This window comes from Hylemonella sp. W303a, from assembly GCF_046452315.1.
In the GTDB taxonomy this organism is placed as follows: Bacteria; Pseudomonadota; Gammaproteobacteria; order Burkholderiales; family Burkholderiaceae_C; genus Hylemonella.
In genome coordinates, this window is record NZ_JBKFDG010000002.1 from 489,977 (window position 1) to 512,993 (window position 23,017).

A 23,017-nucleotide genomic window follows, 5' to 3' on the forward strand; every position below is an offset into this window, starting at 1 on the left:
GCAACATGGTTTCGAACGACTCACTCCGCACTTCCCATTCCTGGTCGAAACATCTGGGACTGATCACTGCCATCGTGGCGGGCAGCCTGATGAGCGGCTGTGCCTGGATGCATGGCAAAGCCATGCGCACCGTCGCCACCCCCACCCTGGCGCTCGCCGTGATCGGCGACCGTCTGTTGACGGGCAAAGCCGTGCTGTACACCGATCGTCGTGCCACGGTGGAATTGAGCGATAGCAAGGAGCCCGCGCTGGATTGCTTGGGCACCATGAACTACACCAACACCACCGGCGGCGTGCTGGACTTGCGCTGCAACGATGGGTCTCAGATCCGCTTGCCATACACCACGATTGGAGAAACGCAAGGACACGCGTCTGGCGGTGGTGTCAGCGTGACCTACGGACTCCCCCCGGAAAACGCACGGGCCTGGCTGATGCCGCCTGCAGGTCGCCGTCTGGTATTGGCCAAGGAGGAAGGGTTCATGTGCAACTGGTTCGATTGGGCCCTGTCCTGCAACTACCTGCGGCTCGAGTAAGACCAACGCCGTAGCTTGTCGGCAGATAGAAAAAAGGGGCGCATGCAGCGCCCCTTTTTTTTGCCCGGCGCAGAATGCCGGACCAGAGTCTGACGACGCTCAGCGCGGCGCGCGCGCCGCGAAGGGGCGCTTGCTACCACCGCCGCCGCGTGGCGCATCCCCCATGGGGCGGGCAAAGCCTTGACGTGCTCCCTCGGTCCGCCCGCCACGGGCGTTGTCGTTGGCACCGCGTTCACGGCGATCACCGAAACCATGGGCCTTGCCGAACTCCGGACGCCCCCCAGCACCTGCACCGCGAGCGCCTTCCGGACGACCCGCGCCAGTGCCCTTGCCGAAGCTGCCTCGGCCAAAACCGCCGCCCCGGTCGGAACGACCCGAGCGATCGCCTCGGTCACCCCTGCTGTCACCCCGCTCAGGGCGGAACGACGGCATGCGCTGCTGCGGCTCCAGGCCTGGAATGGCCTCCGGCTTGAAAGGCTGCTTGGTGTAGAACTCGATGTCACCGATTTTGCGGCGATCACGGAATTCAGCAATCGTCACGGCGATGCCGTCACGACCTGCACGCCCTGTGCGGCCAATGCGGTGGGTGTAATCCTCGGCCTTCATGGGCAGGCCGAAGTTGAAGACATGGGTGATCGTGGGCACATCAATGCCACGCGCGGCCACGTCAGTGGCGACCAGGAATTTCACCTGGCCACTGCGCAACGCCATGAGGCGTCGGTTACGCAAGCCCTGGCTGAGCGCACCATGCAAGGCAACCGCGGCGAACCCGGCTTGCTGCAAATCAGCGGCGAGCCCATCGCACTCGACCTGAGTGCTGGCGAAAACGATGGCCTGATCGATGTTCGCGTCACGCAGCCAATGGTCCAGCAAGGCACGCTTGTGCGCGAAGTTGTCAGCCCAGTGCAGCACCTGCTTGATGTTGGCGTGCTTTTCATGCGGCGTGGCGATCTGGACTTTCTTGACCTGCGAGCCGTTGTCGTGCATCACGCGCATCGCGAGCTGCTGGATGCGCGGCGCGAACGTCGCGGAGAACATCATGGTCTGACGGCGGTTGGCCGTCAGCGCATTGATTTCGGCCAGGTCATCGGAGAAACCGAGGTCCAGCATGCGATCGGCTTCGTCGACGACCAGGAACTGCACCTGGTCCAGCTTGATCTGCATGGACCGCTGCAGGTCCAGCAGGCGGCCTGGCGTGGCCACGACCAGTCCAGCGTTCTGTAGCTTGGCGATCTGCAACTGGTACGGCATGCCGCCCACCACGTTGGCAATGCGCAGGCCCCGGCAATGCTTGACCAGTTCGATCGCGTCGTGAGCGACCTGTTGCGCGAGCTCGCGCGTGGGGCACAGCACCAGGGCACCCGGCACCGCGGCCTTGAAGTTGCGCGGGTTGGTCGGGTCCTTGCGCTTGTGACGCTTGGGAGCCGGTTCGCCCTTCACTGCGGCGTCGGCGCAAGCGCGCTCGTAGTCCTCGCGCTCCTTGGTGGCAGCCTCGGCCTGCTGCTGGATCAAGGTGTGTAGCACGGGCAGCAGGAAAGCCGCCGTCTTGCCGCTGCCGGTCTGGCTGGAGACCATGAGGTCGTTGTAGCCCAAGTGAGTCGCATCGTCGGTGGGCAGGGCGAGGGGAATGACGCGCTGCTGCACGGCAGTGGGCTGGGTATAACCCAGGTCCGCCACGGCTTGGATCAGTTCAGGCGCGAGCCCAAGTTCCACGAAGCCGTTGGGCGCGATGGTTTCGGAAAGGGTGGATTCATCGGGCGTGGTCTCGGAAACGAGGCCGCCCGTCACGTTCAAAGTGTCGGTCATGTCATGCTCACACGGAAAGCCGCGAAAAACGCGGCATGGCGCTCCGCCTGAGTTGCGGTGCGCCCCGTTCAATGGTTAAGAGACATCAACCATCAAACGGGATTCCATGCCAAAGGGCATGGCTGGACATTTCTCAACGAGCCCTCCCAAAGGAGAACCCACGTCCGGTGTGTGATGGGGAGATGTGCGTCAGCGCCTTCGATTCAAAGGCGCGGGTGGGATTATCGCACGTCTTGCACCGGGGCCTGCGTGCCGGGGATTCAGGCCAGCTTGAGGAAATGCGCGCGGTAATGAACGAGTTCGTCGATGGATTCGTGCACATCCGCCAAGGCCGTGTGCTTTTGCGCCTTTTTGAAGGCGCTATAGACCTCGGGACGCCAGCGCTTGGCCAGCTCTTTCAGCGTGCTGACGTCCAGGTTGCGGTAGTGGAACCAGGCTTCCAACTTGGGCATGTACTTCACCAGGAAGCGCCGGTCTTGGCTGATGGTGTTGCCGCACATCGGAGTACCGCTCTTGGGCACATATTGCTTGATGAAGGCGAGCAACTGCTCCTCAGCCTCTTCCTCGGTCAGCGTGGAAGCCTTGACCTTCTCGATGAGTCCGCTGCGGCCATGCGTGCCCTTGTTCCAGGCGTCCATTTTGTCCAGGATTTCGTCGCTTTGGTGGATGACCAGCACGGGCCCCTCAATGCGCGGCTCCAAATTCGGCCCGGTGACGATGATGGCGATTTCGATCAGGCGCTCCTTCTCGGGGTCCAACCCCGTCATTTCGCAATCGATCCAAACCAGGTTTTGGTCCGATTTCTTCAAAGTCTCGGACGGATTCGAGGCATTCAGGACTTCATTCATGCCTGTATTGTCCCCGATCCCCTAAACTTCGCGGCCATGGAAGCTTCTCCCCTGCCCCCGTCTTTTGCCCTGACCGTCCTGTTCGCGACTGCGCTCCTGCTGGGCCTGTTGACCAAGTTTTGGCTCGCCACCCGGCAGATTCGCCACATCGCCCGCCATCGGGCCACGGTGCCTGCCGCTTTTTCGAGCGCCGTCAGCCTGGAGGCGCACCAGAAAGCGGCCGATTACAGCGTGACCAAGCTGCGTTTCGGCCTGCTGGAGACCGCCTTCTCCAGCGTCGTTCTCCTGGCTTGGACCTTGCTGGGAGGACTGGATGCGCTGAACCAGGCGCTGCTGAGCTGGATGGGCCCCGGCATGGGTCAACAACTCGCGCTGATCACGGCCTTTGTCGTGGTGGGTGGCGTGATCGAACTGCCTTTCTCGCTCTACCAAACCTTTGTGATCGAGCAGCGCTTCGGCTTCAACAAAATGAACCTCAAGCTCTGGATCAGTGACCTTGTCAAGGGCGCATTGCTGGGCGCGGCCCTGGGCCTGCCCATCGCGGCCTTGGTGCTCTGGTTCATGGGCGCCACCGGGGCGTTGTGGTGGCTCTGGGCTTGGTGTGCCTGGATGGGCTTCAACCTGCTGTTGTTGTGGATCTACCCGACCTTCATCGCGCCGCTGTTCAACAAGTTCCAGCCCCTGCAAGACGAGTCGTTGAAAGCCCGCGTGACGGCCTTGATGCAACGCTGCGGCTTCCAGGCCCAAGGTCTGTATGTGATGGACGGCAGCCGCCGCAGCGCGCATGCCAATGCCTACTTCACCGGCTTTGGCACGGCCAAACGCGTGGTGTTCTTCGACACTCTGCTGAACAAACTCAGCCCCGGTGAGGTGGACGCCGTGTTGGCGCATGAGCTAGGGCACTTCAAGCACAAGCACATTCTCAAGCGCATCGTCACGCTTTTCGCCATCAGCCTTGCAGGGTTTGCCTTGCTGGGTTGGCTGGCACAGCAGCCGTGGTTTTACGCAGGCTTGGGTGTCACACCCAGCTTGGAATTGCTGGCGCCCGCCCTCGGCGCGGCCCTGTCCTCGCTGCCGCCCGAAGTGGCTCGCGGCTTCTCGTCGGCGCTTGGCACGTCGAACGACGCCCTGGCTTTGTTGCTGTTCCTCTTGGTTTCGCCCGTCTTCACGTTCTTCATCACGCCCTTGATGTCGCGCGGGTCGCGCAAGCACGAATTCGAAGCCGACGCCTACGCCGCCCAGCAAGCGCAGCCCGCGGATCTGGCCAGCGCCCTGCTGAAACTCTACGAGGACAACGCCTCCACATTGACGCCCGATCCGATCTACGTGGCCTTTTATTACTCTCACCCGCCCGCGAGCCAGCGATTGGCGCGGCTGGGTGTGAACGCCGCCCCTCAGGGCGCGGCTTGAACGGTGGTGACACGGTGACACGCGGGGGTGCGCGCACGGGGAAACGCCTCGCCGCGGAGGACAGTCATCTTTCCTTGGGCTTGGTCGTGGCCAGTCATGGACGCCATCTGCTGGTGGAAAGTCCAGAAGGGCCTGGCGGCCAGCGACTGATCTGCCACCCGCGCGGCAAGAAGAATGATGCCGTGGTGGGGGACCGCGTGCGATGGTCGCCTACCGGAGACGAGGGCAGCGTCGAAACCATCGAGCCGCGCCGCAATCTCTTCTACCGCCAGGATGAATTGCGCAGCAAAAGCTTCGCCGCGAACATCGATTTGGTGCTGATCCTGATCGCGGCCGAACCAGAGTTCTCGGAAAGCCAGCTTGCACGCGCGCTGATCGCCGCGGAGGCTGCGGGCATTGCGCCCCTGATCGCCTTGAACAAGAGCGATTTGACCGATGCCCATGCGCGTGCCTGGGAACGGCTTGCCGCCTACCGGCGCATGGGCTACTCCGTGCTTCCCCTGAACCTGAAAAACGGCGTCGATCATGACAGTGTTGTGACGCTGCGCCAGCGACTCCAAGCCCGGGCCACCTTGGTGCTGGGCCCCTCTGGCGCGGGCAAGAGCACCTTGATCAATCTCTTGGCACCGGGGGCTCAAGCCCAAACGGGTGATATCTCGAGTGCGCTCAACAGCGGCAAGCACACCACGACCCATACACGCTGGTATTGGGTGGACCAGGACGCAGAGCACACGGCGCAGCGCACCGCCCTGATCGACTCACCTGGATTTCAGGAATTCGGTCTGCGCCACATCGACGCAGCGCAACTCGCCGGATTGATGCCTGACCTTCGGGCGCATGCAAGCGCATGCCGCTTCTACAACTGCACGCACCTGCACGAACCGGGATGTGCCGTTATCGCGGCCATCGAGTCGGGGCCGCCTTGCGCAGACAAAAACCTGAGCACCATGCAACCGACGCAGCGTGAGGTGGGACCTGAACCGCCCGTCACATCCAGCCGCTATCGTATCTACCGTGAACTGCATGCCGAACTCTCCATGCCGCCCAGGTACTGAGCACCGCCGCCATCGAGGGGGCGGCCGTGGTGCATCAGTGCAGGCTCATGCTGCGCGCGGGAATGCGCTGCATGACGCCGATCTGGCGCGAACGCATGAGGGCTTGGCGAAAAACGTCCGCCTCGCCCACGTCGGCGATCCGTTCGTTCAACCAACGCTCGGCTGCGGCAAACTGCTCCGTGGAGCACCAGATTTCCCACTGCAGCAGATCCAAGCACGCCTTCTGCTGCAGCGCCACGGGCTCGTCAAGCTGGTCCTGCACCGCCTCAAAAGCGGCGCGGGCATGTTCCAACACATCCTGGGCCTCTCCGGCCAGACGGCGGTCCAACAGCAAACGAACCAGGTTGGACCAAACCATCACCAGCCCAGGCATGTGACCGAAGGCCTGCCGATAGCCTTCCAAGGCCTCATCCGTGCGGCCGTTTTGCTGCGCGAGGGATGCAAGGTGCGCGTGTGCGTGGGCTTGTTGGGGCACCTGCTGCGGCATCTGGCGCACCGCCGCGCGCAGCAGCAGGTCCGCCTGCGCGGTTTCTCCCAAGAGCAGCAGCGCTGCGCCCAGATCGGCCTGAGCCTCGAAACTCAACTCATGCCGACGTTGCTGTACCTGCACCAGAAGTTCTCGCGCTTGCTGATGTTCACCCAAGTGAGCGTGGGCCAAACCTTGCAACAGCAAGGCTTGGAGGTCGCCGCCCTCCAGGTAGTAGCACTTGGCGGCCAGCGCGAGGGATTCGAATTGTTGTTGGTACACCAGGGTTCGCAGGTTCTGCAGCATGATGATCTCTTCTCCAAAGGACAACCGATGGACGAAGGATCGCCGACTTGGGCGTGCGGCACGTTTGGCGCAGCGGACATCGCCTTTGCCAAAAAGGAAAAACGGCGCTTATTACATTTGCATGCAGTTGGCCACGGTCTTTGGCCTCTGTCTTGCAGGCGAATCACTCTCATTTGAACCATGTGTGCCGCCCACGTCCCCCCTTCTGATCAGCCCCACATCTTGCTGATCGACGACGAGCCTGAAGCCTTGCGCTCGCTCGTGGCATTGATTCGGCAACAGGGCTGGCAAGTGTCCCTGGCAGCGGAACCACACCGAGGTCATCTGCGCGCACTCGCCTTGCAGCCTGACCTGATCGTGCTGGATATCTCCATGCCGGGCATGGACGGCATGGCCTTGTTGCGGCGGCTGCGTGCCGCGCCCGAGACACAAGACATCCCAGTGATTTTCTTATCCGCGCAGCATGCAGCCGACCAGCGCTTGGCCGGGCTGACCCAAGGCGGAGTGGACTACGTCACCAAGCCATTTGAACCGCAGGAGGTCCTGGCTCGCATTCGCATTCACATGCAATTGGCGCGTCGTGCCAAGGTCAAGCCGACGCCGCAAGAGGACTCCGACACCCCAACATCCGAAAACGACGCGGCGGCGGAGGCACACCCACCCACCGATGCGGACGAAGCACTGCTGCGCGCGGCCATGCAATTCATCGAGGCCCACCTGTCGGAGTTGCCAGGCCTGACCGAGATCGCCGCAGCCGTCGGCACCCATGAAAAGCGGCTGTCCCAGGTGTTCCGTCAGCGGGCGGGCAGCACGGTTTTTGCCTTCGCGCGCCAACTGCGACTGCAGAAGGCGAAAGACCTGCTGGTGAACAGTGACCTCGAGATCCAGGACATCGCCGAGCTGACCGGCTACCAAAGCGCGGCCAATTTCGCCACCGCGTTTCGTGAGCAGCAATCCATGACTCCCAGCGATTACCGCCAGCAGGCCCGCGGCAAAGGCTCACCTGAATGAAGCACCGCGGAGTGTCGAGTTCGCTGGGACGCTGCCTGCTACTGGCAGCCGCCTTGATCGGCTCCTGGGCAGCCCGCGCAACACCGATCGAAGCATGCGAGACGCCGCAGCAGTTGCTAGGCGGCTTGGTCGAGGTCTACGTGGACCGGACGGGGCAGCGCACGGTCGAGGAGATCGCCCAGCTTCCGGCCAATGCATTCACGCCTCTCGATCCTCAGGCCCTGCCGCGCTACACGCGGTCTGGGGTTTGGCTCGCGCTGAGCCTGCGCAACACGCAATCGCAACCCTGCCGCCGCTGGCTGAACTTGGCCAAACCCAGCGTCGAAGACCAACAGGTGCACGTGCTGCGTGCGGACAGGCAATGGCACAGCCAGCACTCGGGCAGCGCCTATCCGCTGCGGACCTGGACCGTGGCCCAGCGCCAGCCGGTGTTCATGCTGGACCTGCAGGCGGGGGAAACGGTTCGTGTCTTGGCGCGTGTCTCCAGCACCCACAGCGTGCTGTTGGTGAATCCCCAGCTCTACTCCGATGCGGCTTGGCTACAGACGCAGCAAAACACGCACATCATCGACGGCTTGTCGCAAGGGATCGTGCTGCTGGTGGTGGCGGTCGGACTCACGGTCGGCTGGATCCTGCGCTCTAGCATGCTGCTGGCGCTGTCGGTGGGCGCCTTCTTCAACGCGCTGTTCGTCTGCATCGCCAACGGCTATTTGTTCTATTTCCCAGCTCTGCTGCCTTACGCCGAGGTTTGCGCGGCGATCACAGGGGTGATCGCGATCACCGGCTTCATGATCTATGTGCGCCAGCTGTACGGCCTGAGTCGCTTGCCGCGCATCTGGACCCTCATGATCGGGGTGCTGGTGATTTTCTACATCGTCACGCGCGTCTTTGGCTGGTACGCGGCACCTTCACTGAGCAGCATGGGCCTGTGGGTGATCGTGACTTTTGTTGCTGTGCTCGTTCACGGCCACCGCCATCAGTTCATGGCCTGGCTGGGCATGAGCATCATGGCCGTGCAGTTACTCTCGCAGTACGTTTTTCATCTCGACAAGAGCGTGCCCTGGGCGCCTCAGTTCCCTCCCGCACTGGAACTGCTGGGTAGTCTGGTCTGGCAGTCTGCGTACACCCAGAACTTGTCCGGGACCCTCAACGGCGCGATCTGGCTGGCCGCCACCATGGTGCTGGAAGTGCTGGGCAGCCGTCGGCGAGAGCAACGCGCCCAGGCCGCGCTGGAAAGTCAGCGCAGGAGTGAATTGGATCGGCTGGAAAGCGCGGTCGCCCAACGCACGGGCGAGTTGCGTGAAGCCCTGGACGCACGACGCAACCTGCTGGCCCGCATCAGTCACGATCTGCGCTCGCCGCTGGCGGGCATCATCAACATGACGCAATCGGCGGCGGCGCTTGAAGCCGATACGACGCGTCACATCGAGCGCAGCGCCCGCCGTCAGATGGAACTGATCGACGAGCTGCTGGAGTTCGCGCGACAAGACCTCAAGGGTCCGGAGATTCACGCCCAACCCGGTTATCTCTACGCATTGCTGAACGAAATGGAGCAGGAAGGCCGACTGTTGGCGCAACGTCAGCACAACCGCTTCGAGGCCGAGATCGCGGCCGATCTGCCTTTGGCCGTGCGTGCCGACTTCCGGCATTTGCGCCAAGTGCTGCTCAACCTCATGGGCAACGCGGCCAAATTCACGACCCAGGGGAGCATCCGCCTTCAGATCGAATGCCTGGACAAGGTCGAGCACACACAGGGAAGCGGCCGCGCGCGCCTTCGCTTCGCCGTCAGCGACACCGGGCCCGGCATTTCGGAGAGCGAGCGCAGCAAGGTGATGCAGCCCTTTGGACGGGGCGCCAATGCGCAGGGTGTGGACGGCGTTGGATTGGGCCTGGCCATCGTGCGTCAATTGCTCAAGGGCATGGATGCGGAACTGGAGTTGGAATCCGCGCCCGGTCAAGGCAGCCGCTTCAGCTTCGTGCTGGCCCTGGAGCTGGCCGATGAAAGCGAAGTCCGTGACATCTTTGTTGAGAGCCACGCTGGCGAGGTGGAGGGTCGGGGACGCCGCGTCCTGGTCGCGGACGATATGAGCGCAAATCGCGATCAGCTGACCGACCTGCTGGGCGGCTATGGCTTCGAAGTCGACACGGCAGCCGATGGCCTGGACGCGGCACAGATGCTGCGAACCGAGCGCTATGACTTGCTGCTGACCGACCAGATGATGCCGCGCATGGATGGCTGGGGATTGCTGGCCCAGGCACGCGCTCTGCGGCCTGACATGCCGGTGGTGCTGTACTCCGCGGCGCCACCCATGCCGCCCGTGGATTGGGCGACGGATGTGCGTTTCGACGCGACCTTGCTCAAGCCGGCCACCAGCGCAGAGCTGCTGCGCCAGATTGACCACCTGGCGCGCGAGGCCGAATCTCCCGCGATGTGACCGTGGCGGCGTTCGCCGCCCCTTGCTTTCAGGCCAGCCAGCGGCCCACCGTCACGAGGGCCAGCAGCAGCATCCAGAACACGACTGCGCGCCAGATCAGGCCGACGCTGCTGCGCAAATGGGCCAGCTGCGGCTCTTGCCAGTCCACCCCTTCTCCCAGGCGGGCGCGGGACGCCTCGGAGAGCCCCAGGCGCACGTTGAGCGCGCCAGCCAAGGCGGCGATGATCAGGTGGTCATTGTCCTGCGCGCGGGAGTTGTCGGCCAATTGCTCACCCGGTCGCGCCCCTGCCAGGGCCTCCACCCGCACCTGCACGCCAGTGCCGGGGGCGGACTCCTGCGCTTCCTTCTGCTGCATGCGCTTGAATTCCTCGTGGCGCCGCCAGGCATCCACCGCGTCCTCAAAGCGCCCGGCCACGGCGAAGCCGAAGGCCGTGGCGCGCGCAGGCAGCCAGTCCACCCAGCTCCAGGCACGGGCAGAGACAGCCAGCACTCCCTCGCTGACCCAAGGCGCCTGCTTGCGCGAGACATGTGGCCAGTACCGCGTGATCAGTTCGCTCAGCCGGTAGAACACCGCGCCCGCGGGCCCGAGTCCGAGCAGGGACCCCACCAAAAACCAGCACAGCACGCCCAACACATGGCGATGCGCGGCCACCACGGAATACTCCAGCACGTGCCGGATGATCTCGCGCGGGGGCAACTCGCTGGCGTCGATCTGCTGCCACTCGGCCAACAAGCGGCGTGCGGTTTGCTCATCGCCAGCCTCCAGAGCGTCGCGGATGGCGCTGAAATGGAAACTGAACTGCCGAAAGCCGAGAGTGAGGTACAGCACCGCGACGTTCCACGCCAGCGCCAACAGAATCCCAAACCAGCCCAGGGAAAACTTCAGCCAGAGGTAAATGCACGTGGCCGCGACGGCAGGCAAGAGCACCGCGATACCCCAGGCCAACCAGGGTGAACGGCCGATATCGAACTTACGCACCACCCAACGCAACCAGGCACGCACACGGGCATGCACGACGTTTCCACGCCCAAGCGGGCGCGCCTGCTCGATCAGCAAGGCCAGCAAGAGAGAGAAAAAGCTCATGCCCACGATGATAACGGGGCCATACCCGGTGGTGCATGGCCGGAGCTGAATCGAAATCAGAAAACCGACTTCAAGCCGCCATGAACCGATAGAGATTGCGCAGCATGCCCGCCGTCGCGCCCCAGATGAAGCGCTCGGTGCCGCCCTGCCCGCCTTCATGGGTGCCGGGCCAGGGCATCGAGAACCATTCGCGCGTGACGCCCTCGAACTCATGGGCATGCCTGTGGTGATGCGATGGGTCCAGCAAAAACCGCAGCGGCACCTCAAAGGCCTCCGCCACCTCGGCAGGATTGGGCATCAGAGTGAAGTCGGGTCGCACCAGACCGACCACGGGCGTGATCACGAAGGCCGTTCCCGTGGTGTAGGTTGGCAAGGTCCCCAACACCTCGACCTGATCCCGCGCCAACCCCACTTCTTCTTCCGCCTCGCGCAAGGCCGCATCGGTCACGCCCGCGTCTTGGGCATCTACCCGCCCACCAGGAAAAGCGATCTGCCCTGAATGGTTACGCAGTTGCGTCGTGCGCTGGGTCAGCAACAACGTGGGCTCAGGCCGCATGACCACGGGCACGAGCACGGCGGCAAACGCGGGTTGGCGTTGCACAAAGCGCGGCTCTGCGCGAACCTCTGGCTGCCAGACCGGCGGTGCGAGGAATCGCTGTCGCATAGCCTCCGCCGTCAAACGATCAGCCGGTACGGGCGGTAGATGGCTGTCCACCGCACGCACGGGCACGGCGCGCGGGTCGAAATTCGGAATCTTGGACAGCGGAGTGGGATCGGACGCGCTCATCGGTTCAGAGCCTCAGCCTGGAGCCTGCCTGGCAGATCGGGAGCACAGATAGCGAGCACAGATCGGAAGCACAGCGGCCAACCGGCTCGGCATGATGATGCCCCAAAAGAAAACCGCCCTGCGGACCATGGTCGAGGGCGGTTTTTCGCGGAACTGGCCTTGAGGGCCAGGCTGCAGCGGATTACTCCGCAGCGGCTTCCGTGTTCTTGAAAGCCAGCTTTTCCTTGATGCGAGCCGACTTACCGCTGCGATCACGCAGGTAGTACAGCTTGGCGCGGCGCACGTCACCACGGCGCTTCACTTCGATGCTGGCGATCAGCGGGCTGTAGGTCTGGAACGTACGCTCCACGCCTTCACCGCTGGAGATCTTGCGCACCGTGAAGGCGCTGTTCAGGCCACGGTTGCGCTTGGCGATCACCACGCCTTCGTAGGCCTGGGCGCGCTTGCGGTTGCCTTCGACCACGTTCACGCTGACGATCACCGTGTCGCCGGGCGCGAATGCGGGGATGGTCTTGCCCGATTTTTCGGTCAGGCGGGCGATTTCCTCTTGCTCGAGGGTTTGGATCAGGTTCATGGATTCCTCTTTTGCGATCTTGTTCGCGCTGCACTAAAGGCCGTTTTCAGGTGCGCTGCCGTGTCGTTACCGACGTGGGTCAGGCAATCCGCAAAAACAGCGGCCGAACAGAGGATCAGGACAGCCCGCGATTATAGCAGCCCAGACAGAAAAGACTCGTCTTGTCTTGACAGCCGCCCCGCCCGGCGAGCCTGCTCCAACAGGTCGGGGCGCAGGCGCGCGGTCAGCGCCAAGCGCTGCTCGCGACGCCAGCGCTCGATCCGGGCGTGGTTGCCCGACAGCAGCACCTCGGGCACGCCCAGCTCCTGGCCCGTGGCCTGCGAAGCCCATTTCTCGGGGCGGGTGTAGTGCGGACAATCCAGCAGGCCATCCAGGGCCGGGTTGAAGCTGTCTTGCACATGGCTTTCGGCGTCACCCAGCACGCCCGGCTGCAGGCGCGCCACGGCGTCCAGCAGCGCCATGGCGGCGATTTCCCCGCCAGACAGCACGAAGTCCCCCAGGCTGATCTGCTCGTCCACATGGGTGTCGATGAAGCGCTGGTCCAAACCTTCATAACGGCCGCAGACCAGCACCGCGCCCTCACTGGCCGCCCAACGCTCGACTTCGGAGTGGTTCAGGGTACGGCCCAAGGGAGAAAACAGCAGCACGGGCCCGCGTGAACAGCCGGCAGCTTCGCGGGCCGACTGAGCAGCCCCCAGGCTCTGGGCCAGCGGTTCGGCCATCATGACCATGCCGGGGCCGCCACCGAAGGGCCGGTCGTCCACGCGACGGTAATTGCCTTGGGCGTGGTCGCGGGGATTGTGCAACTGCACGTCGATGGCACCGCCTTCGCCATTTGCACTGTAGGCACGGCGCGTTATGCCACTGGTCAGCAGCGGGGCAAACAGCTCGGGGAACAGGGTCAGGACATCAAAACGCATGCAACACCCTTGCAACAGCTCTATGGCGGCGAACTCACCGCGCGCCCACGCCCGCTCAGTAATCGGGCTGCCAATCGACCGAGATGCGGCGCGCAGCCAAGTCCACGCCGTCCACATAGGCCGACACGAAGGGAATCATGCGCTCGACGGGCTTGCCATCAGGCCCGTCATAGGCGATCACCAGAACGGTCTGCGGACCGGTGGATTGCAAATCACGCACCTGCCCCAGGTGCACGCCTTCGCGATTGACCACGTCCAGCCCCAGCAGGTCCACCCAGTAGTACTCGTCCTTGTCGGGGGTCGGAAAGCTCGAGCGGGCAACAAAAATGCGACAGCCGCGCAGCGCTTCGGCGGCCGAGCGATCCGTCACTTCGTGGGCAGTGGCCACCACCGAGTCGGAATGCTCCTTGGCTTCCTTGACCGCCAGACGGACCACCCCGTCAAAAGCCTTCGCGCCCTTCTCAGAGGGCATCAGAAACCAGCGCTTGGAAGTAAAAAGCGCCTCGGGCGAGGCGCTGTACGGCAGGACCTTGAACCAGCCCTTGATGCCCCAGGCATCCAGGATGCGCCCCACCTCGATGGCATCCACCGGCAGTTCGGCGGGCTCCAGCGCGAGCAGGGGTTGGCCTGTGGTCATGGGCTGCGTTCACCGCCAGAGTGGTCCGCCCGGCACGCGCGCGGGGCAGCGTGATGCGGGGCCACGCCTGGCGGGCGATTCAGAAAAAGCTCAGGCGGCCTTCTTGGCTGCTTGCTTGATCAGGCGTTCCACGGTGGGAGAAGCCTGAGCGCCCACGCCTTGCCAGTAGGTCAGGCGGTCTTGCGCGACGCGGATGCTTTCTTCCTTTTCGGTCGCGATCGGGTTGTAGAAACCGATGCGCTCGATGAAGTTGCCGTCACGACGGTTGCGCTTGTCGGCCACGACGATGTTGAAGAAGGGGCGCGCCTTGGCGCCGCCGCGGGAGAGTCGAATCACGACCATGGTTTGTCCTTGCCCCTCGAAAGGGGAATCAATTTGGCCTGATCGCTAGATACAACAAGCAGGCCCGGTTTCTCCCGACGTTTGAGACACGCGACTGACCACCCGGCCAGCGACACATCGGAAAGCCCTCAATTATAGCCGCATGAACCTCAGCGCCAGGTCAGGTCGTGCGCGGGCTGCGGCACAATCCGGTCCCATGCGAAAAAACAAGACGTTGGCCGCGTGGCTGGCCTTCCTGGGCGGCCCGTTTGGCCTGCACCGCTTTTACCTGCACGGCTGGACGGACACGCTGGGCTGGTTCTTGCCCATCCCCACGGCCTTGGGTCTGTACGGCATCCGGCGAGCACTGGAGTTTGGCGTGGACGACGGTTGGAGCTGGGTGCTCACCCCCCTGTTTGGCTTCACCATCGCCGCGTGCGCGCTGACGGCCATCGTCTATGGCCTGGCCACGCCTGAGAAATGGAACGCGCGGCACAACCCACAGGCCGCGCCGGACGACAGCGCCGGACGCACCCAATGGCTCACCATCGGCGCGGTGGTGTGCTCGCTGTTGATCGGTGCGACGGCGCTGATGTCGTCGATTGCCTTCAGCTTCCAGCGCTACTTCGAGTACCAGATCGAAGAGGCGCAGAAGATTTCGCAATAACGCGATAAGGCAGTGAAGAATCGGCTGCGAATGGGGGCCTAGGCCTAGCGCCAAGCCAGCCCCCCGGCCAAACGCCATGAAGCCCGAGCGGACTGTGCCGCCCTTTCAGGAATGCCGAGTGCTCTTGCGCTCACGCGCGAAGGAAAGATCGGTCGTCGTCACGCGCAGGCGCCGACACAGGAAATGCGCCAGGGACTGGTAGGCCTTGACGGCGATCCCAGGCTGCTTGCCAAAGAGGGCTTTCAGCTCCGTGAAGCCGATGCGCACCAGCTCGCTTTTTTCGAGCACCTCGACCGTCGCCGACCGGGGCTCACCGTCCACGAAGGACATTTCACCGAAGTGCGAGCCGGAGCCCAGTTGCGCGATGTCCACCTCGTTGTCACGCGCGCTGTGGCTGATGCGCACCGAACCAAATTTGATGACGTACAGGGCATCCGCCGGATCGCCCTCCCCGAAGACTTGGTCGCCGGCGGCGAAAGTCTGGACCTGCGCGATGCCATTGATCGTCTGCAGCTCAGCGGCCGACAGGTCCTTGAAAAGAGAGACGTTCTGAAGCAGGTCAACGGGCGTCGCCATGGGTCGTCCTTCCTTGCGGCGGGTGGAATGGGTGGCCGCAAATGTATAGGACGAACAAAATCAGAACAAGCCCAGGCTGACCCAGTAGGCGACGATGGCCACGAAGGCACTGGCCGGAATGGTGAAAATCCAGGCCCACACGATGTTGCCCGCCACCCCCCAGCGCACGGCGCTGGCGCGCTGGGCTGAACCCACGCCCACGATGGCGCCAGTGATGGTGTGGGTGGTCGACACCGGTACCCCCAGGGCCGTCGCAAAGAACAGGGTCAGCGCCCCGCCCGTTTCAGCGCAGAAACCACCCACGGGCTTGAGCTTGGTGATCTTCTGGCCCATGGTCTTGACGATGCGCCAGCCACCAAACATCGTGCCCAAGCCGATGGCGAGGTAGCAGGACACGATCACCCAGCCTGGCGGTGAGGCGTCACTGGCGGCGCCATAGCCGGTGGCGATCAGCAGCATCCAGATGATGCCGATGGTCTTTTGGGCGTCGTTGCCGCCGTGACCCAGGCTGTACGCCCCGGCGGACACCAGCTGCAGGCGGCGAAACCAGCCATCCACCCGCGCGGGCGAGGTGCGCCGGAACAGCCAGGCCACGAGCAGCATCATCAGCGAGCCCAGCAGAAAACCCAGCAGGGGCGACACGAAGATGAAAAGCACCGTCTTCAAGATGCCGCTGGCCAGCAGCGCATCGGTGCCGGACTTGCCGATCACTGCGCCCACGATGCCACCGATCAGCGCATGCGAAGAACTGCTGGGAATGCCGTAGTACCAGGTGATCAGGTTCCAGGTGATCGCGCCCGCGAGCGCGCCAAAGATCACATGGGTGTCCACCACGCCCGGCTGCACGATGCCCTTGCCCACGGTGGCTGCCACGCTGAGGTGGAAGACAAAAATCGCCGCGACGTTGAAAAAGGCCGCGAACAGCACGGCCTGGCCGGGTCGCAAGACGCCGGTGGAAACGACCGTGGCGATGGAATTGGCCGCGTCATGAAACCCGTTCATGAAGTCGAAGACCAGGGCCAGGCAGACCAACAGGACGATGGTCCACAACGCGGTCTGCGTCACGTGAGTGAGGTTCTCCATGTCCGGAACCTCAGGCGTTTTCGAGGACGATGCCCTCGATGACGTTGGCCACGTCCTCGCAGCGGTCGGTCACGGTCTCCAACAATTCGTAAATGGCCTTGAGCTTGATGATCTCGCGCACGTCGGGCTGCTCTCGGAAGAGCTTACTCATGGCAGTGCGCATCACGCGGTCCGCGTCGGACTCCAGCTTGTCGATCTCCTCACAGGTCTTGAGCGCAGCCTCGGCGGACTTGGCCTCGCCGATCGTGCCCAGCAGGTAGACCGCGTCCTTCACCCGTTCGCAGCACTTCACGCACAGTTCGGTCAGGCGCACGATTTCATCGGTCATCTCGCGCACGTCGTACAGCGCCATGGTCTCGGCCGCGTCCTGCAGCAGATCGGCCACGTCGTCCATGGTGTTGATCAGCGTGTGGATCTGCTCGCGGTCAATGGGCGTGATGAAGGTCAGGTGCAGGGTACGGCTCACATCCTGCGTGATGCGGTCCGCCGCGTGTTCGGCCTCGTCCACCTCGCGGTTGTACTGTTCGCGCAGCTGCGCGTCTCCGTAATTCGCCACCAGCAGGGCAAAGGCCCGGGCGGCCTGTACCGTGCGGTCCGCATGCTGGTTGAATTTCTCGAAGAAATTGCCGTCGCGCGGCATCAGTTTTCCAAACAGCATGGCGTCTTATTTGTGACAAATTGATGAAACGTCGAGTTTAACCGCCGACGCCTGGCGAATCACGATCCACGCACGCAGGGCAGCGCCTCGCCCGATTCAAGCGCTGCGGAAGATGAAATACACCGCGCCCACCATGCACAAGGCCGCCCAGAGGTAGTCCAGCTTGAAGGGCTCGCGCATGTAAAAGACGGCGAAGGGCACGAAGACGCTGAGGGTGATGACCTCTTGAATGATCTTGAGCTGCCCCACCGTGAACCCCGCCTGCTGAAAACCGATGCGGTTGGCTGGCACCTGCAACAGGTATTCGGCCAAGGCAATGCCCCAACTCACGAAGGCCGCCGTGTACCAGGGCGCGGTCGCCAGGTTCTTGAGGTGGCCGTACCAGGCGAAGGTCATGAAGACATTGCTGGCGATCAGCAACACAACGGTCTGGACGGACAGGGGAATGGATTGAAGGAACGGCATGAGGGGTGTCTTACAAGCAGAAACAATTTGCCGCCACCTCGAATGTTCATTCAGCATTCATCAATGACAGCGGTTCATAGAATACCTCGGACCTCGCTGATCTCCACGCGCCGCCAGCCGAGCGACTGCCGCATGGAGATTTCCCTACATTGCTGACCTCTCTGCACATGCCCCACAAGCCCGCTCGGCAAGACCATCCTCTCGGTCTTAGCCCACTTGACTTCCCCTACTCCGCACAACCCAGTTCAACGACGCGCTTCGCCCGCTGGCGCAGCGCCTTGCTCTGGCCGCTGCTGATCTCTGGCGCTGCCCTGGTCGCGGCGTGTGGTGGTGGTGGCGGAGGGGGCGGCGGGGGTGGCGGGAGTGGAGGCAGCACCGCACGGACGCCCACGGACCTCGTCATTTCCGAGGTGGGGAGCTGCTACTACTACAACGTGGATTGCTGGTTTGAGGTCTACAACCCGACGGTATTGGCCATTGATCTCTCGGGCTATCGGATCAGATCCAGCAGCACCAACGCCACCCTCAGCGCGACGGTCACAACTACCACATTCACACCGCCAAGCTTTTCCGTGCCGGCCGGCGGGTATGTGCTTGTTTCAGGTAATGCCTCCAATGCAGGACAGCGAGGTACCCAGATGGTCCGCCTCCGCTTCGGTAATCAAGTCCCGTTTTGGCGCAGCGGCGGATTCATCGAAATACTGAAAAATGGCTCAACCGTAGATTTCGTCCGCTTCGGCGCCTCAACTCAGGCCCCCACAACCAGCAGTCAATGGTTCGGCGCCTCGGCATCGTCTTTGCCTAGCTCGATGGACACTGATTATGGATACTCGATTGTTCGCCGCCACCCAATCAGCACGGACAGCGACAGCGCGAGCGATTGGACCAGCGTCAACTGGGCCACTCCCGCAGGTCGCAACGACGTGGGCAACAGCGCCGACGCCGATGGCGATGGCATCCCTGATACGGCCGAAGTTTCCGGCGGCACCTTCGGTGGACTAGACCTCTATGCCATGGGCGCGCGCACAGGCAAACGGGACATCTTCATCGAAGTTGATCACATGATCGGTGCGGGTCCTGGGGGGATTCCGCGTCGTGAAGCGCTAGAGAAAGTGGTGGAGGCGTTCGACAACCGGAACATCGCCGTGCACTTTGATGTGGGCACCTTCTTCACTGCCAGTTTCTCGACAACGAATTTCAATCTGGGCCAAGGCAGCAGCGTCGTGGCTTATGAGAAGTGTGTGACCTTTAATCAGACCACTTGCGCAGACAATACCAGCAGCCGGCGTAGCCTCTACGACTACAAGGCCGAGTACATGGACTTGCGCCGCCGCGCGGTCTTCCACTACCTGCTGCTAGCGAACTCGCAAAAGAATGATGGCACTGCGGGTTCATCAGGCTTGGCGGAATTGATTGGCAACGACCTTATTGTGTCGATGGGAGCCTGGCCGCTCGCCACAACACCAACCGCCGAGCTTAATTACCTGATCAATACACAAGCATCAACCATCATGCATGAGTTGGGGCACAACCTGGGCCTGGAACACGGCGGCAACGAGCAAACCAATTACAAGCCCAATTATTGGAGCGTGATGAACTACCTATACCAACTCAACGGTTTGGATGCTAATCCAGAAGCCGACACAGCTTACTTGCGCTGGCGCTATGAATTTGAACAAGACATCAATTTGAGTTCATTACCCAACTCACCTTATAGCGCCCCATCACAGTTCTTCATGGACTTTTCCGACGGGAGCAGCACACCCCTGAATGAAGCCAGCCTACTGGAGGCCAACAACGTTGGCCGCGGCAACTTAAATGGCTCAGCTTACGCTGACTGGGATCTCAGCGGCAACCTAACGTCCACGGCATTGATGGGCTCTTTGAATGATGACGCACTGCAAGAAATACTGACCGACCATAACGACTGGGGCAATCTCAAACTTCCCTTCGCGCGCAGCCCCTGGGGAAATACGGGCGCCAGCTTAGTCAAAGCGAACAACACGTTGGTCACCAACCCGATCACAGCGGATAAACAACCGATCGCCCACGAAACATCTCCATCCATGCTCTTCTTCGAAAAGCTACGTCATGGCAAATGACCCGCGCGGCACCCATCGCCCTCTTCTGCTCGCCCTGCTGCTCAGCCTGACCGCAGGCTGCGTCGCCAACCCGCCCGCCCCCGTTCAAGGCAAGCCCGGGGAACCCGCCACGCCGAATGCTGCGGCGCAGAGCAGCCCCAGCACGGCAAGCAGCAACTCCTCCTTGCCGCCGCCCGACAGCGTGAGCCGCGACCTGCACCCCTCCGGCCCCACCGTGGTCCGCACCTGGGGTGGCAGTGCCCAGACCCCGCCCGACCGCATCGAGCTGACGCATGCCCGCTCGGGGCGTCGGCTGGTGGGCCAGGCTCGCCTGCTGCGTCAGGGCACGGGACAATGGTTCATTCAGACTTCGGCGGGAGAGCAATTGCCGGTGACCGGCAACGTGACCCCCTCGACCGTCATCATCGAAGAGTCCGGCCAGCGCTGGCGCGTGCGTGTCTTGAAGCAAATCGAGCCTGTCACCAAGCCCGGCATTGCCACCGAGGACGAGCCCAATCTGGACTTGCTGTTGGAACGCCTGCCCTGAGCGAAACCAGGGCTGACTGGACAGAAGGCTACGCAAGCCACACCCAAAAACAAAGGCCCCAGGGCAACACCCTGGGGCCTTTGTTCGTTCTGCACCGCCTGAACGGCGGGCTCGGGCCTCGCACCCGCCGCAGCGGGCGCGGCGCAGGATCAGCAGGCAGCAGCCTTCTCGGCCACTTCCTTGTACTCCTCGATCTGGTCGAAGTTCATGTAGCGGTAGACGCTGGCCTTGTCGGCGTCGATGATGCCCATTTCCTTCAAGTACTCGGCCTTGGACGGCAGGCGGCCGAGGCGCGAGGCGATGGCGGACAGCTCGGCCGAGCCCAGGTACACGTTCGTGTTCTTGCCCAGGCGGTTCGGGAAGTTGCGCGTGGACGTGGAAATCACCGTGGCGCCCTCCTTCACCTGGGCCTGGTTGCCCATGCACAGCGAGCAGCCCGGCATTTCGGTGCGTGCACCGGCGGTGCCGAAGGCGGCGTAATGGCCTTCCTTGATCAGCTCGTTCTGGTCCATCTTGGTCGGCGGCGCGATCCACAGCTTGACCGGGATGTCGCGCTGGCCGCCCAGCAGCTTGGCCGCCGCGCGGAAGTGGCCGATGTTGGTCATGCACGAACCGATGAAGGCTTCGTCGATCTTCGCGCCCGCGACCTCGGACAGGAACTTGGCATCATCCGGGTCGTTCGGGCAGCAGACGATGGGTTCGGTGATGTCGGCCAGGTCGATCTCGATCACGGCGGCGTACTCGGCGTCTTTGTCGGCCTCGAGCAACTCGGGCTTGGCCAGCCAGGCCTCGACCTTCTCGATGCGGCGCTGCAGCGTCTTGGCGTCGGCGTAGCCCTCGGCGATCATGTTCTTCATCAGCACGACGTTGCTGGTGAGGTATTCCTTGATCGGCTCGGGGTTCAGCTTGATCGTGCAGCCGGCGGCAGAGCGCTCGGCCGAAGCGTCGGACAGCTCAAACGCCTGCTCCACCTTCAGATCCGGCAGGCCCTCGATTTCGAGGATGCGGCCCGAGAAGATGTTTTTCTTGCCCGCCTTGGCCACGGTCAGCAGACCGGCCTTGATGGCGTAGAGCGGAATGGCGTGCACGAGGTCGCGCAGGGTCACGCCCGGCTGCATCTGGCCCTTGAAGCGCACCAGCACCGATTCAGGCATGTCCAGCGGCATCACGCCGGTGGCGGCGGCGAAAGCCACCAGGCCCGAGCCAGCGGGGAAGGAAATGCCAATCGGGAAACGCGTGTGGCTGTCGCCGCCGGTGCCCACGGTGTCGGGCAACAGCAGGCGGTTGAGCCAGGAGTGGATCACGCCGTCACCGGGGCGCAGGGCCACGCCGCCGCGGTTGCTGATGAAGGCGGGCAGCTCGCGGTGGGTCTTGACGTCCACCGGCTTGGGGTAAGCCGCCGTGTGGCAGAAGGACTGCATCACCATGTCGGCGCTGAAGCCCAGGCAGGCCAGGTCTTTCAGCTCGTCGCGGGTCATGGGGCCCGTCGTGTCTTGCGAGCCGACCGTGGTCATCTTGGGCTCGCAGTAGGTGCCCGGGCGCACGCCCTGGCCTTCCGGCAAGCCGACCGCGCGGCCCACCATCTTCTGCGCCAGGGTGAAACCGGCCTTGGATGCCACCGGGGCTTGGGGCAGACGGAACAGGGTCGAGGCGGGCAAGCCCAGGAATTCACGCGCCTTGGAGGTGAGGGCACGGCCAATGATCAGGTTGATGCGGCCACCCGCGCGCACTTCGTCCAGCAGCACGTCGCTCTTGAGCTTGAACTCGGCCACGGTCTGGCCGTTCTTCAGGATCTTGCCGTCATAGGGCAGCACGTCCACGACGTCGCCCATTTCCAGCTTGGACACGTCCACTTCGATCGGCAGCGAACCCGAGTCTTCCTGCGTGTTGAAGAAGATCGGGGCGATCTTGCCGCCCAGTGTGACGCCGCCGAAGCGCTTGTTCGGCACGAAGGGGATGTCTTGGCCCGTGGCCCAGATCACCGAGTTGGTGGCCGACTTGCGGCTGGAACCCGTGCCCACCACGTCACCCACGTAGGCGACCAGGTGTCCCTTCTTCTTGAGGTCGTCGATGAACTTCATCGGGCCGCGCTTGCCGTCTTCCTCGGGCTTGAAGGCGGCATCCGGGCGCGTGTTCTTCAACATGGCCAGGTAGTGCAGCGGGATGTCGGGGCGGCTCCAGGCATCGGGCGCGGGCGACAGGTCGTCGGTGTTGGTCTCACCCGGCACCTTGAAGACGGTGACGGTGATCTTCTTCTCGACTTCGGGGCGCGAGGTGAACCACTCCGCATTCGCCCAGCTCTGCATGACTTCCTTGGCCTTGGCGTTGCCCGCCTTGGCCTTGGTCGCCACGTCGTTGAAGTAGTCGAACATCAACAGGGTCTTCTTCAGGCCCTCGGCGGCAACGCCCGCCACTTCGGCGTCGTCCAGCAGTTCGATCAAGGGGTGCACGTTGTATCCGCCCACCATGGTGCCCAGCAGCTCGGTGGCCTTGGCCTTGGAGATCAGGCCCACCTTGATGTCGCCATGGGCCACGGCGGCCAGGAAACTGGCCTTGACCTTGGCTGCGTCGTCCACGCCCGGGGGCACGCGGTGCGTCAGCAGGTCCAGCAAGAAGGCGTCTTCGCCGGCCGGGGGGTTCTTGATCAGTTCGATCAGTTCGGCCACCTGCTTGGCGGTCAGCGGCAGCGGCGGGATGCCGAGCGCGGCGCGTTCAGCGACATGGGCGCGGTAGGCTTGCAACATGGT

Annotated in this window: 22 protein-coding genes; 8 read left to right on the top strand and 14 right to left on the bottom strand. The window is 63.2% G+C overall.

The annotated features are described in order from the left end of the window. Nucleotides 1-5 precede the first annotated feature (5 nt). A complete protein-coding gene (locus ACLBKS_RS05910; protein ID WP_410191856.1) occupies nucleotides 6-533 on the top strand; it encodes a hypothetical protein in 528 nt (175 codons plus the stop codon). Between the two features lie 99 nt (nucleotides 534-632). Here ACLBKS_RS05910 and ACLBKS_RS05915 read toward each other — a convergent pair whose 3' ends face one another. Continuing rightward, nucleotides 633-2,339, bottom strand: coding sequence for a DEAD/DEAH box helicase (locus tag ACLBKS_RS05915; protein WP_410191857.1), 1,707 nt, complete (start codon nucleotides 2,337-2,339; stop codon nucleotides 633-635). Nucleotides 2,340-2,599: 260 nt separating this feature from the next. Beyond that, the gene (gene orn / locus ACLBKS_RS05920; RefSeq protein WP_410191858.1) at nucleotides 2,600-3,187 is read right to left on the bottom strand and encodes an oligoribonuclease; all 588 of its coding nucleotides are present in this window, start codon (nucleotides 3,185-3,187) and stop codon (nucleotides 2,600-2,602) included. Between the two features lie 36 nt (nucleotides 3,188-3,223). Here orn and ACLBKS_RS05925 point away from each other — a divergent pair, with 36 nt between their 5' ends. Both ACLBKS_RS05925 and rsgA read left to right on the top strand, forming a co-directional pair. Further along, on the top strand, nucleotides 3,224-4,597 hold the full coding sequence (locus tag ACLBKS_RS05925) for a M48 family metallopeptidase (protein WP_410191859.1): 1,374 nt from the start codon (nucleotides 3,224-3,226) through the stop codon (nucleotides 4,595-4,597). A 14-nt stretch (nucleotides 4,598-4,611) separates the two neighbouring features. Beyond that, complete coding sequence (rsgA, locus tag ACLBKS_RS05930) at nucleotides 4,612-5,652, top strand: ribosome small subunit-dependent GTPase A (RefSeq protein WP_410191860.1); 1,041 nt, start codon at nucleotides 4,612-4,614, stop codon at nucleotides 5,650-5,652. A 34-nt stretch (nucleotides 5,653-5,686) separates the two neighbouring features. Here the strand turns inward: rsgA and ACLBKS_RS05935 are convergent, their stop codons facing one another. After that, entirely contained in the window at nucleotides 5,687-6,424 is a 738-nt protein-coding gene (locus ACLBKS_RS05935; protein ID WP_410191861.1) for a hypothetical protein, read from the bottom strand. Nucleotides 6,425-6,604: 180 nt separating this feature from the next. Here ACLBKS_RS05935 and ACLBKS_RS05940 point away from each other — a divergent pair, with 180 nt between their 5' ends. Together ACLBKS_RS05940 and ACLBKS_RS05945 are read left to right on the top strand one after the other, a co-directional pair. Further along, the gene (locus tag ACLBKS_RS05940; RefSeq protein WP_410191862.1) at nucleotides 6,605-7,435 is read left to right on the top strand and encodes a response regulator; all 831 of its coding nucleotides are present in this window, start codon (nucleotides 6,605-6,607) and stop codon (nucleotides 7,433-7,435) included. After that, nucleotides 7,432-9,870: an ATP-binding protein gene (locus tag ACLBKS_RS05945; protein ID WP_410191863.1), complete on the top strand. Its 2,439-nt coding sequence runs from the start codon at nucleotides 7,432-7,434 to the stop codon at nucleotides 9,868-9,870. The genes ACLBKS_RS05940 and ACLBKS_RS05945 overlap by 4 nt, the downstream gene beginning before the upstream one ends. Nucleotides 9,871-9,898: 28 nt before the next feature. On the opposite strand, the gene ampE is transcribed toward ACLBKS_RS05945, so the two are convergent. The 6 genes from ampE to rpsP form a co-directional block, all read right to left on the bottom strand. After that, nucleotides 9,899-10,954 carry a regulatory signaling modulator protein AmpE gene (gene ampE / locus ACLBKS_RS05950; protein WP_410191864.1) on the bottom strand — a complete coding sequence of 352 codons (1,056 nt, stop codon included), beginning with the start codon at nucleotides 10,952-10,954 and terminating at the stop codon, nucleotides 9,899-9,901. 70 nt (nucleotides 10,955-11,024) lie between these two features. Then, nucleotides 11,025-11,741: a CoA pyrophosphatase gene (locus ACLBKS_RS05955; RefSeq protein WP_410191865.1), complete on the bottom strand. Its 717-nt coding sequence runs from the start codon at nucleotides 11,739-11,741 to the stop codon at nucleotides 11,025-11,027. Between the two features lie 181 nt (nucleotides 11,742-11,922). Next, the gene (gene rplS, locus ACLBKS_RS05960; protein ID WP_410191866.1) at nucleotides 11,923-12,315 is read right to left on the bottom strand and encodes a 50S ribosomal protein L19; all 393 of its coding nucleotides are present in this window, start codon (nucleotides 12,313-12,315) and stop codon (nucleotides 11,923-11,925) included. Between the two features lie 131 nt (nucleotides 12,316-12,446). After that, nucleotides 12,447-13,235, bottom strand: coding sequence for a tRNA (guanosine(37)-N1)-methyltransferase TrmD (trmD, locus tag ACLBKS_RS05965; RefSeq protein ID WP_410191867.1), 789 nt, complete (start codon nucleotides 13,233-13,235; stop codon nucleotides 12,447-12,449). Nucleotides 13,236-13,290: 55 nt separating this feature from the next. Further along, nucleotides 13,291-13,872 (bottom strand): ribosome maturation factor RimM, encoded by a 582-nt coding sequence (rimM, locus tag ACLBKS_RS05970; RefSeq protein WP_410191868.1) that lies wholly within the window; start codon nucleotides 13,870-13,872, stop codon nucleotides 13,291-13,293. Nucleotides 13,873-13,962: 90 nt separating this feature from the next. Then, nucleotides 13,963-14,214 (bottom strand): 30S ribosomal protein S16, encoded by a 252-nt coding sequence (gene rpsP / locus ACLBKS_RS05975; RefSeq protein WP_410191869.1) that lies wholly within the window; start codon nucleotides 14,212-14,214, stop codon nucleotides 13,963-13,965. Between the two features lie 196 nt (nucleotides 14,215-14,410). Between rpsP and ACLBKS_RS05980 the strand changes: the two genes are divergently transcribed. Then, nucleotides 14,411-14,860, top strand: coding sequence for a TM2 domain-containing protein (locus ACLBKS_RS05980; protein WP_410191870.1), 450 nt, complete (start codon nucleotides 14,411-14,413; stop codon nucleotides 14,858-14,860). 105 nt (nucleotides 14,861-14,965) lie between these two features. Here ACLBKS_RS05980 and ACLBKS_RS05985 read toward each other — a convergent pair whose 3' ends face one another. The 4 genes from ACLBKS_RS05985 to ACLBKS_RS06000 form a co-directional block, all read right to left on the bottom strand. After that, a complete protein-coding gene (locus ACLBKS_RS05985) occupies nucleotides 14,966-15,436 on the bottom strand; it encodes a Crp/Fnr family transcriptional regulator (protein WP_410191871.1) in 471 nt (156 codons plus the stop codon). Nucleotides 15,437-15,496: 60 nt separating this feature from the next. After that, nucleotides 15,497-16,519, bottom strand: a complete 1,023-nt coding sequence (locus ACLBKS_RS05990; protein WP_410191872.1) for an inorganic phosphate transporter — start codon at nucleotides 16,517-16,519, stop codon at nucleotides 15,497-15,499. Between the two features lie 10 nt (nucleotides 16,520-16,529). Further along, complete coding sequence (locus ACLBKS_RS05995; RefSeq protein WP_410191873.1) at nucleotides 16,530-17,177, bottom strand: DUF47 domain-containing protein; 648 nt, start codon at nucleotides 17,175-17,177, stop codon at nucleotides 16,530-16,532. 96 nt (nucleotides 17,178-17,273) lie between these two features. Beyond that, a complete protein-coding gene (locus tag ACLBKS_RS06000) occupies nucleotides 17,274-17,642 on the bottom strand; it encodes a DMT family protein (RefSeq protein ID WP_410191874.1) in 369 nt (122 codons plus the stop codon). 167 nt (nucleotides 17,643-17,809) lie between these two features. On the opposite strand from ACLBKS_RS06000, the gene ACLBKS_RS06005 reads away from it, so the two are divergent. Continuing rightward, a complete protein-coding gene (locus ACLBKS_RS06005) occupies nucleotides 17,810-19,744 on the top strand; it encodes a zinc-dependent metalloprotease family protein (RefSeq protein WP_410191875.1) in 1,935 nt (644 codons plus the stop codon). Further along, the gene (locus ACLBKS_RS06010) at nucleotides 19,734-20,270 is read left to right on the top strand and encodes a hypothetical protein (protein WP_410191876.1); all 537 of its coding nucleotides are present in this window, start codon (nucleotides 19,734-19,736) and stop codon (nucleotides 20,268-20,270) included. Before ACLBKS_RS06005 ends, ACLBKS_RS06010 begins: the two co-directional genes overlap by 11 nt. Nucleotides 20,271-20,419: 149 nt before the next feature. Here ACLBKS_RS06010 and acnB read toward each other — a convergent pair whose 3' ends face one another. Continuing rightward, nucleotides 20,420-23,014, bottom strand: a complete 2,595-nt coding sequence (acnB, locus tag ACLBKS_RS06015; RefSeq protein ID WP_410191877.1) for a bifunctional aconitate hydratase 2/2-methylisocitrate dehydratase — start codon at nucleotides 23,012-23,014, stop codon at nucleotides 20,420-20,422. Nucleotides 23,015-23,017: the final 3 nt, after the last annotated feature.